The 14,702-nt window shown below is 67.8% G+C and carries 10 protein-coding genes; 5 read left to right on the forward strand and 5 right to left on the reverse strand.

Translation table 11 applies throughout. The features are described from left to right. Positions 1-38: 38 nt before the first annotated feature. From VGE03_RS00715 to VGE03_RS00725, 3 genes are read left to right on the forward strand one after another with little or no spacing between them, the layout of a single operon-like run. The gene (locus tag VGE03_RS00715; RefSeq protein WP_331044546.1) at positions 39-1,481 is read left to right on the forward strand and encodes an aldehyde dehydrogenase family protein; all 1,443 of its coding nucleotides are present in this window, start codon (positions 39-41) and stop codon (positions 1,479-1,481) included. A 3-nt stretch (positions 1,482-1,484) separates the two neighbouring features. Beyond that, positions 1,485-2,348: an SMP-30/gluconolactonase/LRE family protein gene (locus VGE03_RS00720; RefSeq protein WP_331044547.1), complete on the forward strand. Its 864-nt coding sequence runs from the start codon at positions 1,485-1,487 to the stop codon at positions 2,346-2,348. After that, positions 2,345-3,193: an aldose 1-epimerase gene (locus tag VGE03_RS00725; RefSeq protein ID WP_331044548.1), complete on the forward strand. Its 849-nt coding sequence runs from the start codon at positions 2,345-2,347 to the stop codon at positions 3,191-3,193. Before VGE03_RS00720 ends, VGE03_RS00725 begins: the two co-directional genes overlap by 4 nt. A 53-nt stretch (positions 3,194-3,246) precedes the next feature. On the opposite strand, the gene VGE03_RS00730 is transcribed toward VGE03_RS00725, so the two are convergent. The 3 genes from VGE03_RS00730 to VGE03_RS00740 form a co-directional block, all read right to left on the reverse strand. Beyond that, complete coding sequence (locus tag VGE03_RS00730; protein ID WP_331044549.1) at positions 3,247-5,031, reverse strand: IlvD/Edd family dehydratase; 1,785 nt, start codon at positions 5,029-5,031, stop codon at positions 3,247-3,249. A gap of 5 nt (positions 5,032-5,036) precedes the next feature. Beyond that, on the reverse strand, positions 5,037-5,783 hold the full coding sequence (locus VGE03_RS00735) for an SDR family oxidoreductase (protein WP_331044550.1): 747 nt from the start codon (positions 5,781-5,783) through the stop codon (positions 5,037-5,039). Positions 5,784-5,891: 108 nt separating this feature from the next. Beyond that, entirely contained in the window at positions 5,892-6,662 is a 771-nt protein-coding gene (locus VGE03_RS00740; RefSeq protein ID WP_331044551.1) for an IclR family transcriptional regulator, read from the reverse strand. A 119-nt stretch (positions 6,663-6,781) separates the two neighbouring features. Here VGE03_RS00740 and VGE03_RS00745 point away from each other — a divergent pair, with 119 nt between their 5' ends. Beyond that, positions 6,782-8,356, forward strand: coding sequence for a sodium/sugar symporter (locus VGE03_RS00745; RefSeq protein ID WP_331044552.1), 1,575 nt, complete (start codon positions 6,782-6,784; stop codon positions 8,354-8,356). Positions 8,357-8,437: 81 nt separating this feature from the next. Here VGE03_RS00745 and VGE03_RS00750 read toward each other — a convergent pair whose 3' ends face one another. Further along, positions 8,438-9,949 carry a tryptophan halogenase family protein gene (locus VGE03_RS00750; RefSeq protein ID WP_331044553.1) on the reverse strand — a complete coding sequence of 504 codons (1,512 nt, stop codon included), beginning with the start codon at positions 9,947-9,949 and terminating at the stop codon, positions 8,438-8,440. Next, complete coding sequence (locus tag VGE03_RS00755) at positions 9,946-11,472, reverse strand: tryptophan halogenase family protein (protein ID WP_331044554.1); 1,527 nt, start codon at positions 11,470-11,472, stop codon at positions 9,946-9,948. Before VGE03_RS00755 ends, VGE03_RS00750 begins: the two co-directional genes overlap by 4 nt. Positions 11,473-11,696: 224 nt before the next feature. On the opposite strand from VGE03_RS00755, the gene VGE03_RS00760 reads away from it, so the two are divergent. Then, positions 11,697-14,642: a TonB-dependent receptor gene (locus VGE03_RS00760; protein ID WP_331044555.1), complete on the forward strand. Its 2,946-nt coding sequence runs from the start codon at positions 11,697-11,699 to the stop codon at positions 14,640-14,642. Positions 14,643-14,702 lie beyond the last annotated feature (60 nt).

Raw genomic sequence — 14,702 nt, forward strand, 5'->3', positions numbered from 1 at the left:
GGCTTATGACCTGACGACTTTATCCAAGGACGCTTCCCATGACCGACACCCTCGAACTCTCGCACTGGATCAACGGCGAGCGCGTCGGGGGCGACCGCCCGGCCGAGAGCACCAACCCCTCGGACACGCGCGAGGTCGTGGCCCGCACGCCGGACGGCACGGCCTCGGACGTCGATGACGCGGTCGCGGCGGCCAAGGCGGCCTTCCCGTCCTGGTCGGAAGCCTCGCCGGAAGTGCGTTCGGACGTGCTGGACAAGGCCTCCAACCTGCTGATGGAGCGCAAGGAAGAGGTTGGCCGCCTGCTGTCGCGCGAAGAGGGCAAGACCCTGCCGGAAGGCATCGGCGAGACCGCCCGCGCCGCCCGCATCCTGAAGTATTTCGCCGGCGAGGCCCTGCGCCTGCACGGCCAGAACCTGGCCTCGACCCGTCCCGGCGTAGAGGTCCAGACCTATCGCCAGCCGGTCGGCGTCTATGGCCTGATCACCCCCTGGAACTTCCCCATCGCCATCCCGGCCTGGAAGGCCGCGCCCGCGCTGGCGTTCGGCAATACGGTGGTGCTGAAGCCCGCCGGTCCGACCCCGGCCACCGCCGAGGCGCTGGTCGCCATCCTGCATGAGGCGGGCCTGCCCAAGGGCGTGTTGAACATGGTCATCGGCCGGGGCGGCGTCGGTCAGGCCATCGTGGATCACAAGGACGTCGCGGGCGTCTCCTTCACCGGCTCGCAGGGCGTCGGCGCCGGCGTGGCGGCGGGCGCGGTCAAGCGTCAGGCGCGCGTCCAGCTGGAGATGGGCGGCAAGAACCCGCTGATCGTGCTGGACGACGCCGATCTGGAGCGGGCGGTGAACATCGCCCTGGACGGCTCCTTCTTCGCCACCGGCCAGCGCTGCACGGCCTCGAGCCGCCTGATCGTTCAGGACGGCATCCACGACAAATTCGTCGCCCTGCTGGCCGAGAAGGTCGCGGCCCTGCGCGTCGGCGACGCGCTGGACCCCAACACCCAGATGGGACCGGCGGTCAGCGAGGCCCAGATGGAGACCTCGTACAAATACGTCGATGTCGCGCGCGGCGAGGGCGCCCGCATCGTCACCGGCGGCGAACGTCTGAAGCTCGACAAGCCCGGCTGGTACGTCCAGCCGACCCTGATCGCCGACACTGTCGCGGACATGCGGATCAACAACGAGGAGGTCTTCGGACCCGTCGCCTCGACCATCCGCGTGAAGAGCTACGAAGAGGCGCTTGAGATCGCCAACGGCGTCGAGTTCGGCCTGTCGGCGGGCATCGTCACCAGCAGCCTGAAGCACGCCCGCGACTTCCAGCGTCGCGCCAAGGCCGGGATGACCATGGTCAACCTGCCGACGGCGGGCGTCGATTACCACGTGCCGTTCGGCGGGACGAAGTCGTCCAGCTACGGCGCGCGCGAGCAGGGCTTCGCCGCGGCGGAGTTCTTCACCACCATCAAGACCAGCTACAGCGCGGGCTGATCCATGCAGATCGGCGCCGAGCCCGTCCTGTTGTGGGACCTTCAGGCCGAACTGGGCGAGGGGCCGGTCTGGGATGACCGCCGCCGCTGCGTCTGGTTCGTCGACATCAAGGGCCGTCGTCTGCACCGCTACGGCGTGGACGACGGCGCCCGCGACAGCTGGGATGCGCCGGACCAGATCGGCTTCGCCCTTCCGGCCGAGGACGGGTCGCTGATCTGTGGCGTGCGCGGCGGCCTGCACCGCTTCGATCCGGAGACGGGCGCGTTCAGCCTGATCATCCGCGTCGAGGAAGATCGCCCGCAGAACCGGATCAACGACGGCTTCGTCGCCCCGGACGGGACCCTGTGGTTCGGCACCATGGACGACAGCGAGGAGACCGTCTCGGGCGCCCTGTATCGTTGGCGGGACGGCGAACTGACCCGGCATGACGACGATCATCGCGTCACCAACGGCCCGGCCCTGAGCCCGGACGGCACGACCCTCTATCACCACGACACGACCGAGAAGCGCATCTACGCCTTCGACCATGACGACGGGGAACTGGCCAACAAGCGGCTCTTCGCCGAGACCGTCGACGGCTATGCCGACGGGCCGAGCATGGACGAGGCGGGCGTCCTGCACGTCGGCCTGTTCAACGGCTGGGGCGTCGCCCGCTTCGCGCCGGACGGTTCGCCGCTGGAGAAGATCGAACTGCCGGTGCAGACGGTGACCAAGGCGGCATTCGGCGGGGATGATCTGAAGACCCTGTTCTGCACCACCGCCTGGCTGGGCAATGCCGACAAGCGGGCCGGGCAGCCGACCCTGGGCGGCCTCTACGCCCTGCGGGTTGAGACTCCGGGCCTGCCGCAGGCGCGCGTAAAGCTGTGACCGAGCTACGTCAGGGCGATTGGCGGCTGGCCCTGCGGCCGGACGTCGGCGGAGCGGTCGCTGCATTGACCCGGGGCGGGCTGGATATCCTGCGTCCGATGCCGGAGGGCTCGGCGGAGATCCTCGACGCCGCCTGCTTTCCGCTGACCCCCTACGCCAACCGGATCGCGGGCGGGACGTTCACGTTCGAGGGGCGGACGGTCGCGCTGCCGGTTCTGCCCGCCTTCACGCCCCACGCCCTGCACGGCGACGGCTGGCGTAGCGCGTGGTCGGTGGAGGCGCAGGACGAGACGTCGGTCACTCTGCTGCACCGGCATGAGGCCGGCGCCTGGCCCTGGGCCTATGAGGCGCGGCAGGTCTTTACCCTGACGGGGCAGGGACTGCATGTCGCCCTGTCGATGACCAATCTGTCCGATGGGCCGATGCCCGCGGGGCTGGGCCTGCATCCCTATTTCCCGGTCACCGGCCAGACGCGGCTGCGGTTCGACGCCGCGCAGGTCTGGGGCGGCGGGACGGACGAGGTGCCGACGGCCCTGTTGCCGGTGTCGGAGCTGTTCGACTGGTCATGGGGACCGCGCGTCAGCGCCGCGCCCTTCGTGGACAACGCCTATGTCGGCGACGGCGCGGCGGTGCTGGCCGAGCCGGGGCGAACGACGACCGTGACGGCCTCGGCCCACGCCGGGTGGCGGCACATCTACGCCCCGGGCGGCGACTTCTGCTGCATCGAGCCGGTGACCCATCGCCCGAACGCGGCGCAGGCGCCTGAAGGGGAGGCCAGCGGCTGGGCGGTGCTAGCGCCGGGCCGGACCCTGTCGATGTGGATGGACGTGTCGGTTCAGGGCTGAGCTCGCCGTCCCGGATCGCCGCCTTGCGGCGTCCGGGATGACAAGAATCCGGATCAGTGATTGTCCCGGGGCAGGCCGCGGGTGTCGATGATGCGATGATATTTGACGGCCGGTTCCAGCACCGCGCCGGTCTCCAGCTGGCCGACCATGCCGCGCTGGAACTCCTGCCAGGGCGTCTGCGACTCCGGATAGGCGTAGCCGCCGGCCCGCTCGAACGCCTCGCGGCGCGTCGCCAGTTCCTCGGCGGAAATCAGCACATCGACCTTGCGGGTCTTCAGGTCCACGCGCATCCGGTCGCCGGTGCGCAGCAGGGCGATGTTGCCCCCCGCCGCCGCTTCCGGAGAGGCGTTCAGGATCGAGGGCGAGCCCGAGGTGCCCGACTGGCGTCCGTCGCCGATGCAGGGCAGGGCGGTGACGCCCTGTTTGATCAGGTAGGCGGGCGGTCGCATGTTCACGACCTCGGCCGCGCCCGGATAGCCGATGGGGCCGGCGCCGCGCATGATCAGGATGTGCTCGGGCGTGATGCCTTCGGCCTCGTCGTCGATCCGGTGGTGATAGTCCTCCGGCCCGTCGAAGACGACGATGGGGCCTTCGAAGGCGTCGGGGTCCTGCGGGTTGGACAGATAGCGGTCGCGGAACTCGGCGGAGATCACGCTGGTCTTCATGATGGCGCTGTTGAAGACGTTGCCCCCGATGACCAGGAAGCCGGCGTCGTTGACCAGGGCCGTCTCGAAGGTGCGGATCACGTCGGGCAGGACGATCTCGGCGTCGCGGCAGTTCTCGCCCATCGTCTTGCCGTTCACCGTCATGGCGCCTTCGTGGATCTTGCCGTGCCGGATCAGCTCGGCGACCACGGCGGGCACGCCGCCGGCCTGATGGTAGTCCTCGCCCAGATAGGCGCCGGCCGGCTGCAGGTTCACCAGCAGCGGGGTGTCGTGGCCGTGGTCCTCCCAGGTCTGCAGCGGCACATCGACATGGGCGTGGCGCGCCAGGGCGGTCAGGTGGATCGGGGCGTTGGTCGAGCCGCCGATGGCCGAACTGATGACGATGGCGTTCTCGAACGCCTCCTTGGTCAGGATGTCCGACGGCTTCAGGTCCTCGTGGACCATGGCGACGATCCGGCGACCGGTCTCATAGGCCATCTGGCCGCGCTCGCGGTACGGCGCCGGAATGGCGGCCGAGCCGGGCAGGGACATGCCCAGCGCCTCGGCCAGCGAGTTCATGGTCGTGGCCGTGCCCATGGTGTTGCAGTAGCCGACCGACGGCGCCGAGGTGGCGACCAGCTTGATGAAGCCGTCGTAGTCCAGCTCTCCGGCGGCCATCATCTGACGGGCCTGCCAGATGATGGTGCCAGAGCCGGTCCGCTGGCCCTTGTGCCAGCCGTTCAGCATCGGTCCCACCGACAGGGCGATGGCCGGGATGTCGACGGTCGCCGCCGCCATCAGGCAGGCGGGGGTGGTCTTGTCGCAGCCGATGGTCAGGACCACCCCGTCCAGCGGATAGCCGTACAGCAGATCGACCAGACCCATGTAGGCGAGGTTGCGGTCCAGACCTGCGGTCGGGCGCTTTCCGGTTTCCTGGATCGGGTGAACCGGGAACTCCATGACGATGCCGCCGGCCTCGCGGATGCCCTCGCGGACACGCTTGGCCAGTTCGATGTGGTGCCGGTTGCAGGGCGACAGGTCCGAGCCGGTCTGGGCGATGCCGATGATCGGCTTGCCCGACTGTAGCTCTTCCAGCGTCAGGCCGTAGTTCAGATAGCGCTCCAGATAGAGCGCGGTCATGTCGGGGTTGTCCGGGTTGTTGAACCAGGCGCGCGAGCGAAGCGGCTTCGTCATTTCAGTCAGTTCCAGCCGCCGTCGACGACATAGTGTTGGTTGGTGATCGCCGAGGCGTCTTCAGAGGACAGGAAGACCACCACGCGCGCGATATCGTCGGGGACCAGCGGGCGCTTGATGCACTGGTTGGCGTAGATTTCCTTCTCGGTCTCCGGGGTGACCCAGAGCTCGAGCTGCCGCTCCGTCATGATCCAGCCGGGGGCCACCGCGTTCACCCGCACCCCGTGCTCGCCGAAGTCGCGGGCCAGCGAGCGGGTCAGGCCCAGCACGGCGGACTTGGAGGCGGTGTAGGCGGGCATGCCGCCCTGGCCGATGATCCAGGAACAGGAGCCCAGATTGACGATCGAGCCCTTCTTCGAGGCGATCATGTCGGGCAGCACGGCCTGGGAGGCGAAGAACTGGTGTTTCAGGTTCACGGCCATGCGGCCGTCCCAGTACTCTTCCGTCACCTCGAGGGTGGCGTGGCGTTCGTCGTGGGCGGCGTTGTTGATCAGGATGCCGATCGGGCCGAAGCGGGCGCGAACCTGCTCGATGGCGGTCTTCAGCGCCGGGATGTCGGTGACGTCGCAGCGGACGAACTCGACCGCCGGGGCGAGGGCTTCGGCCAGCGCCTCGCCGCGGGCGACGTCGAGATCCAGCACGCCGACGCGCGCGCCCTGGGCGACGAAGGCGCGCGTGATCGCCTCGCCGATGCCGCCTGCGCCGCCGGTCACGATGACCGTCGCGCCTTCAAGGTCCGGATAGATCGCCATCTCACTCCCGCCGCCCCGAGGGGCTGGAGCCAAGGTTTTATTCTTGGCTTGATTTTTGTGCGTGAAAAATGACGCCGGGTGAGGCCTTCGTCAACGTCCGAACGAACCTCAGGCCGCGGAATGTCCCATCTCACTGGAGATCGCCGTCGCCGCGCGACGCAGTTGCTCGACGGAATCGGCCATCGAGCCGACGGCGGGCGTGCGCTCGATGTAGGGGGTGATCAGGGTGGCCAGGATGCCCTCGGCCCCGATGATCGGCGCGACCAGATCGGTGACCCCCTTCACGAAGTCGCTGGGCCGTTCGGCGTGGCCCTCGGCGGAGGCGGCCTCGGCGGCGGCGATATAGTCGGCGACCCGCTTCTTGCCGTGCCGGACGGTCAGGGTCTCGCGCAACTGGGCCTGGTTGCGCTCGTTGGCGAAGCCGTAGAACAGCAGGCCCGAGGTCGCCTCGATGATGCTGCGGCGATAACCGATGCGCACCGAATAGCCCAGGTCGCCGGGCGCCTCGATACGGGCCACGACGACGATCTGGTCGTTCGAACGCACCACGAGGTGACAGGACTGCACCGTCGTTTCAGCCAGTTCGCGCATGTGGGGCAGGGCGGCCTCGACCAGATCCTTGGCGGGGCCGTGGGCGATGCCGAGGGTGAACAGGCGATTGGTCAGGCGATAGCCGGACGGGGTCGGCTCGATGTAACCGCGGAACTCCAGCACCTGGATCATGCGGAACAGCTCGCTGACCGAGCGGCCCAGCATGGCCGACATCTGCGACGGCGTCAGCGGCGCACCGTGCTGGGACAGCAGCTCCAGCACGTCGAGACCCTTCTCGAGCGCGGGCGCGCGGTACTTACGGCTGTCGTCGTCGAGGCTGTCGAGCATGGAATCTTCCGCAGGCGGCTGGGGCATATTCTTATCACCTGTAAAAGCGATTGCCGATTGTGAAAATTGGACCTAGCGTCCGCGGCGCTGAGCCGAATACGGCCGGGGGAAACGATACCATGACGCTGGCGCCAATCGACCTGATCCTTCTGGCCGTCTATGCGGTCTTCATCTTCGCGCTGGCCCAGTGGGTGTCGCGCGACAAGACCGGCGCGAAGAAGGATTCCACCGACTACTTCCTGGCGTCGAAGGCTCTGCCCTGGTGGGCCATCGGCGCGTCGCTGATCGCGGCCAATATCTCGGCCGAGCAGATCATCGGCATGTCGGGCTCGGGCTATCTGATCGGCCTTGCCATCGCCTCCTATGAGTGGATGGCGGCCCTGACCCTGCTGATCGTCGGCAAGTGGTTCCTGCCGATCTTCCTAGCCAACAACATCTACACCATGCCGCAGTTCCTGGAGCAGCGGTACGGGACCACGATCCGCAACGTCATGGCCGGCTTCTGGCTGGTGCTCTACGTCTTCGTGAACGTGACCTCGATCCTGTGGCTGGGCTCCATCGCCGTGACCACGGTGACCGGGCTGGACCAGATGTGGGCCATCGTCGCCATCGGCGTCTTCGCCCTGGCCTACCAGCTGTGGGGTGGCCTGAAGGCCGTGGCCCTGACCGACATCGTGCAGGTCACCCTGCTGGTCGCGGGCGGCCTGATCATCGGCTTCATCGCGCTGAGCCAGATCGGCGGCGACGCGGGCGTGGTGGGCGGCTTCACCCGTCTGACGACCGAGTTCCCCGAGAAGTTCGACATGATCCTCTCGCCCGACAGCCCCTACTTCAAGGACCTGCCCGGCCTCTCCGTCATTCTCGGCGGGATGTGGATCATGAACCTGAGCTACTGGGGCTTCAACCAGTACATCATCCAGCGGGCGCTGGCGGCCAAGTCGGTGCAGGAGGCCCAGAAGGGCATCGCCTTCGCCGCCTATCTGAAGCTGCTGATGCCGGTCATCGTGGTGCTGCCGGGCATGGCCGCCCTGGTGCTGGCCCCCGGCCTGCCCAAGCCGGACCAGGCCTATCCGACCATGATGAACCTGCTGCCGATCGGTCTGAAGGGGATCGTCTTCGCCGCCCTGATGGCCGCCGTGGTCGCCTCGCTGGCGTCCAAGATCAACTCCATCGCCACCATCTTCACCCTGGATCTCTACGCCAAGGCCAACAAGGGCGCGTCCGAACAGCAGCTGGTGCTGGTCGGCCGGGTCGCCGCCGTGGTCGCCATGGTCATCGGCGTCATCGCCGCCCGTCCGCTGCTGGGCGGGTTCGAGCAGGGCTTCCAGTACATCCAGGAGTTCACCGGCTTCTTCACCCCGGGCATCGTGGTGATCTTCATGCTGGGCATGTTCTGGCCGAAGGCCTCTCAGGCGGGCGCGCTGACGGGAGCCATCCTGTCGGTGGTGCTGTCGGGCGTCTTCTGGTGGCTGCAGTCGACGGGCGCCTTCACCATGCCGTTCATGAACCGGGTGGGCGTGGTCTTCATCGCCTCGCTGCTGGCGGCGATCCTCGTCTCCTTCATCGCCCCGCAGAAGGCGACGACCCTGCCGATCAGCTTCGCCGGCGTCAGCTACAAGACGACCACGGGCTTCAACATCGCGGCCCTGGGCGTCATCGCCTTCCTGATCGCGGTCTACGCCATCTGGTGGTGACGGCCCCGGCCTCAGCCAAAGGAAAACCCCGGTCGTCGCGAGACGGCCGGGGTTTTTGTTTGCCTGAACGGGGAGGCGCGATCAGCGGGGCGCGGTCTGCACCGCGCCCCGCACGAAGGCGTCATGGGTCGGCATGCGCTCGACCCCCTCACGGATGATCGCCCGCATCTGGTGCAGCCGCTCGCGGGTGGCCTCCAGCGGGATGACCTCCGTGATCGGATCAGCCCGTTCGGGCCAGACGCCCTGACCCAGAAGGACAGCGATCCAGCTGGTCTCCTGGAACAGTTCATCCTCGAACCGGAACACGCGTCCCCGGCTCCGGAACATGTCCATCTTCCGTCGCAGGCTGTCCGGGATCTCCATGGCGCCGACCTGTCGCCACAGGGGCGAGTCAGTCCGCTCGGTGGCCTTGTAGTGCAGCACCACGAAGTCGCGCACCCGCTCGAATTCCAGCTGTGACAGGTGGTTGTAGTTGTCGATGTCGGCCTGGGCGAAGCCCTTGTCCGGGAAGCTGAGCAACAGTCGGGAAATCCCGCTCTGGATCAGATGGATGCTGGTGGACTCCAGCGGCTCCAGGAAGCCGGAGGACAGGCCGATCGCCAGGCAGTTCCGGTTCCAGGCCTTCTTCCGCCGTCCCGTGCGGAACCGCAGCAGGTTGGGCTCGGCCAGCGCCTCGCCGTCCAGCGACTCCCGAAGACGGGCGATCGCCTCGTCATCGCTGATGTGCTCGCTGCAGTAGACATAACCGTTCCCGGTCCGGTGCTGCAGCGGAATGCGCCAGCGCCAGCCGGCCTCAAGGGCGGTGGAGCGCGTGTAGGGCGTGGGCGCCTCGACCCGCGCGCAGGGCATGGCGACGGCGCGGTCGCAGGGCAGCCAGTGGGTCCAGTCCTCATAGCCCGTCTTCAGGGCGCCCTCGATCAGCAGCCCGCGGAAGCCGGAGCAGTCGATGAAGAAGTCCGCCCCCAGGACCCGCCCGTCCTCAAGCGCGACCGAGCCGATGTCACCGTCCGGGGCCAGCCGGACGTCGGCGATCCGCCCCTCGTGCCGAACGACGCCGGCCTTTTCGGCGCGGCCCCGCAGGTAGCGGGCGTAAAGGGAGGCGTCGAAGTGGAAGGCGTAGGCCATCCCGGCGCTGACTGACCGGGGGTCACCCTGCGGCCGGGTGAACCGGCCCAGCCGCGCCGCCATCGCCGGCGCCGAATAGGCGTCCAGATCATCGTCCAGCCCGGCCGCGTTGAGGCGGAGCCAGTACTGGTGGAAGGAGGCGGCGTCGACGCGCGCGCCGTACTGGCCGAACGGATGGAAATAGGTATGGCCCTTGCGGAACCAGTCCTTGAACTGGATGCCCAGTTTGAAGGTCGCCTGGGTCTCGCGCAGGAACTGGTTCTCATCGATGCCGAGCAGGGCGTTGAACAGCAGGATGGGCGGGATGGTCGCCTCGCCCACGCCCACGGTGCCGATCGCTTCGGACTCGACCAGCTCCACCTGGACGGAGCCGCGCAGGACGTGGGCCAGGGCGGCGGCGGTCATCCAGCCGGCGGTGCCGCCGCCGACGATCAGGATCTTGCGGATGGGTTCAGGTTTCGCGGTCATCGGGCCTCGGCCTTCATCTGGACGCCACGGAGAAACTCGAGGCGGTCGGGCAGGGACGCCGTCGCGCGGGCGATGAGGTCCGATACGTTTCCGGCCTGTCGCTCGACCGCCTCCAGATCGAGGGCGGCGACCTGCGGCGCGACCTTGCGCGGCCAGACCTCGAGCCCGGTCAGGACCGAGGTCCAGCTGGCCTCCCGGAAGGAGTCGTAATGCGTCGGATCGACCTCGCCCCGGGCGCGGAACAGCGCCAGGCGTTCGGCCAGGCTGTCCGGGGGAGGGGTCTCCCGGCAATGCGCCCAGAGGGCGCCGTCCGTCCGCGCGGCCAGATGATAGTGGGCGATGATGAAGTCCCGCACGCCGATCCATTCCAGCTCGGTGCGCCGGTTGTACTCCGCGATCAGGACGGGGTCGAAATCCCGGTCGGGGAACAGCTCCAGCAGGCGGCCGATGCCGGTCTGGATCAGGTTGATGCTGGTCGATTCCAACGGCTCAAGGAAGCCGGAGGCCAAGCCCAGGGCGACGACATTGCCCTTCCACGCCGAGCGTCGGCGGCCGGTGAGGAAACGCAGCCGGTTCGGGTCGGCCTGCGGCGGCGCCTCCAGCCCCGCCATGAGCTCGTCTAGCGCGGCGTCATCATCGATGAAGGCGCTCGAATAGACGTAGCCGTTCCCCACCCGGTGCTGCAGCGGGATTCGCCAGCACCATCCGGCCGATGCGGCCCGGGCGGTGGTGTAGAGATCGGGCGGGCGGGAGGCCGAGGTCGGCAGGGCCACGGCCCGGTCGCAGGGCAGCCAGCGGCTCCAGTCTTCGTAGCCCGCCTTCAGGGCGCCTTCGATCAGCAGGCCCCGGAAGCCGGAGCAGTCGACGAACAGGTCGGCGTCCAGCCGGCGGCCGTCCTCAAGCCGGACGGCCTGGACCCGGTCGTCAGCGGCTTCGACGTCGCTGATGCGGCCCTCCAGCCGCGTCACCCCGGCGGCCTGGGCGAGCGTGGACAGGCGCTTGGCGAACAGGCCGGCGTCGAAATGGTAGGCGTAGGAATAGGCGGACAGGATGGATCGCGGATCGGTCTCGGGGTGGGCGAAGCGCCCACTGGCGGCCAGGGCCGCCGGGACGGACCACGGGTCCAGGCTGTCCAGGCGTCCGGCGGCCTTCAGTCGGAACAGGTGCTGTCGGTACGGCTGGCCCTGCACCTCCGGGCCGTGGTCGCCGAAGCCGTGGAAATAGCGCGAGCCTTCCCCCATCCATCCCTCGAAGGCGATGCCCAGCTTGGGCGTCGCTCCGGTGCTGGCCATGAAGTCGGCCTCGTCCAGCCCGATGGAGCGGTTGAACTGGCGAATCGGCGGGATGGTCGCCTCGCCGACGCCGACCGTGCCGATGGCCTCGGACTCCACCAGCCGGATGATCGGCCGCTGCGCCTCGGGCAGCCTGTTGAACGCCTGGGACAGGGCGGAAGCCGCCATCCAGCCGGCGGTGCCGCCTCCGACAATGAGAACGCTCGTGATGCGGGGATCGGTGTCGCCCATGTTTCCTCCCGCCGGTCTGACGCCGGCTCAGGTCGTACTGAAGCCATGGCGTCGGCGTCGCGCAACCCACCCTGATGGTAGCGCTAACAGAATTTACTTTTCAACGCGTGAAACTCCGTGCATCCTTGAAATGACGGCGGGGTGTTCTGAGCCCTGTTTCGTCTCGGGGAGGACCGCGCTCAAGACCGCTCAAGCGGCTGGCGCATGCAGGAAGGACGACAACCTTGTCCCATATCAAGCGTAACGGCCGCTCGGCCCTGCTGTGTGGTGCGTCACTGTTCAGTCTCGTGGCGCTGACGCCCATGAGCGCCCTGGCGCAGACCGCGCCCGCGCCCCAGGACCCGGACCAGGAGGCGTCCGAGCTCGACGAGGTCGTGGTCACCGGCATCCGCGCCCAGCTTCAGACCGCCCAGAGCATCAAGCAGGATTCCGAGGTGATCGTTGATTCGATCACCGCGGTGGACATCGGCGCGCTTCCGGACCGGTCGGTCTCCGAGGCGCTGCAACGCGTGTCCGGCGTGACCCTGCAGCGCACCAACGCCGCCCGCGACCCCGCCCGTCTGGCGGCCGAGGGCGGTGGCGTCTTCGTTCGCGGCCTGTCGTGGGTGCGGTCCGAGACCAACGGACGTGACATCTTCTCGGCCTCGAACGGCCGTGGCCTGAGCTTCGAGGACGTCTCGGCCGACCTGCTCGCCGGCGTCGACGTCTACAAGAACGTGACGGCCAACATGATCGAGGGCGGCATCGCCGGCACGATCAACCTGCGCACCCGGGTGCCCTTCGATAACCGCGGCCATCTGCTGGCGGTGAACACGGACTACAACTACGGCGACCTGTCGGAGCGGGGCTTCTGGTCGGGCAGCATGATCGGGTCGAACCGCTGGGACACCGGCATCGGCGAGATCGGCCTGCTGGCCAACATCAGCGTGTCGAACGTGGGCAACCGGACCGACTCCATCTCGGTCGACCGCTATGACCCGGTGGTCCTGAACGCGGGCAACGCGTCTGACGGCCGTGTCGCGGGCGACACCGTGTACGTCCCCAAGTATCTCGGCTGGCGGACCATCGACTGGGAGCAGGAGCGCACCGCGGTCGCGCTGGCGGCGCAATGGCGCCCGAACGCCGACCTGCTGTTCACCTTCCAGGCCCTGGGCTCGCAGGCCGACGCCTACAATATCGAGCGCGCGCTCGGCACCGAGAGCATCCTCTCGCCGAACTCGACCTACCGCTACAATGACGACGACGTCTTCATCGGCGGCACGGTCCCCCAGGCCAACTACAACACCGACACGCGCGTCGGGGACGACACCAAGCGGACCGGCGAGGTCTCCCTCGGGTTCCAGTACACGCCCAACTCGCCATGGTCGGTCACCGGCGACCTGCAGTATGTGAAGTCGACCGCCGAAATCTATTCGATGACGGTGTTCACCCAGCTGGCGAACCGCCCCGATCTGACGATCAGCATCGACGGCGACCTGCCGACGGTCACCTCGACGGGCGGCACGCCGACCGATCAGTCGACCTACTGGTGGGCGGCGGCGATGGACCACATCGAGGACAACGAGGCCGACGAACTGGCCGGCCGTCTGGACGCGACCTACACCTTCGAGGATCAGGACGGGCTGTGGAAGTCGATCGCCATCGGCGTTCGCGGCACCGAGAAGAACTACATCAACCGCCAGACCGGCTATAACTGGGGTCTGCTGTCGAACCAGTACTGGGGCAACGGCGGCGGAGCGGTCGTCTATCTGGACGACACCGGCTATCCGGGCGGCCCGGTCGATCCGCGCCTTCCGGCGTCCTCCGAGCTGTTCTCCTTCAACAACTTCTTCCGGGGTGACGCGCCGGTTCCGGGCGTGGCCTGGTTCCCCACGGCGTCGCTGGTCAGCGGCGGCACCGCGAACGCCTACGACATCCTGCGCAGCACCCAGAGCTCCGGCTGGGGCTGGACCCCGCTGTCGGATGACTATGAGAGCTATCGTCTGGGCGGCGGCAACGGCGGCATCACCGAGCTGACCGAGGAGACCCAGGCCGGCTACGTCTACGCCCGCTTCGGCGGCGATGAGTCGATGTTCGGCCGACGCTTCGACGGCAACATCGGCGTCCGTATCGTGCGCACCAACACGCAAACGAACACCATCACCACCCTGCCGGTCATCTCCGGGGCCTGCCCGCCGGTAGGCAACCCGACGGCGGACTGCACGGCCTTCAACCGCGCCGTGGCCTTCTCGAGCGGCGGCTCGCTTGACGGCGCGAGCGTCGATCACAGCTACACCGACGTCCTGCCCAGCTTCAATCTGCGGGTCTTCCTGACGGACGACCTTCAGGCCCGCTTCGCCGTGTCCCGCGCCATGGTGCGGCCGGAGATGTACCAGCTGCAGCCGTTCACCAACCTGTCGATCAATTTCGAGGCCGACGGCTACACCCTGGATGACGTCGCGCCCTTCACCGGCGTCGGCGGCAACCCGGCGCTCGATCCGATCAAGGCGACCAACTACGACGTCAGCCTGGAATGGTATTTCGCGCCGACCGGCAGCCTGACCCTGGCGGTGTTCCACAAGGATATCACCGACTACATCTTCACCGGAACCGAGACCCAGTCGTACACGAACGGCGGCGTCACCTACGACTTCCTGATGACCCGCTACGTCAACGGGGACGAAGGCACCGTCGACGGGTTCGAGCTGGCCTACCAGCAGTTCTTCGACTTCCTGCCGGGTTGGATGGGCGGCTTCGGGGTGCAGGGCAACTTCACCTTCATCGACAGCAACGGCGGTCGCAACACCAGCCAGAACGTCCTGGATCCGCTGCAGAACAGCGCCTCCGCCGACGCCCTGCCGCTGGAAGGCATGTCGCGCACCAGCTACAACGCGGCCCTGCTTTACGAGCGCTACGGCATCTCGGCCCGCCTGGCCTACAACTGGCGTGAAGAGTACCTGCTGACCACCTCGGCGGCGAACGTGAACGCACCGGTCTGGGCCAGCGACTACGGCCAGCTGGACGGCTCGATCTTCTACAACATCAATGATGATCTGAAGATCGGTCTGCAGTCGACCAACATCCTCAACGAACGGACCGTTCTGAAGGTGGGCAACGAGACCCGCAAACCACCCTACAACTGGGTGGATACGGATCGTCGCGTCGCGATCGTCCTGCGCGCCGCCTTCTAGGCGACTTGCGAGAGAGAGGGCCTTCGGGCCCTCTCTACTTCCTTCGATTTGTGACCGGAG

This window comes from Brevundimonas sp. (genome assembly GCF_036400995.1).
Taxonomy (GTDB): domain Bacteria; phylum Pseudomonadota; class Alphaproteobacteria; order Caulobacterales; family Caulobacteraceae; genus Brevundimonas.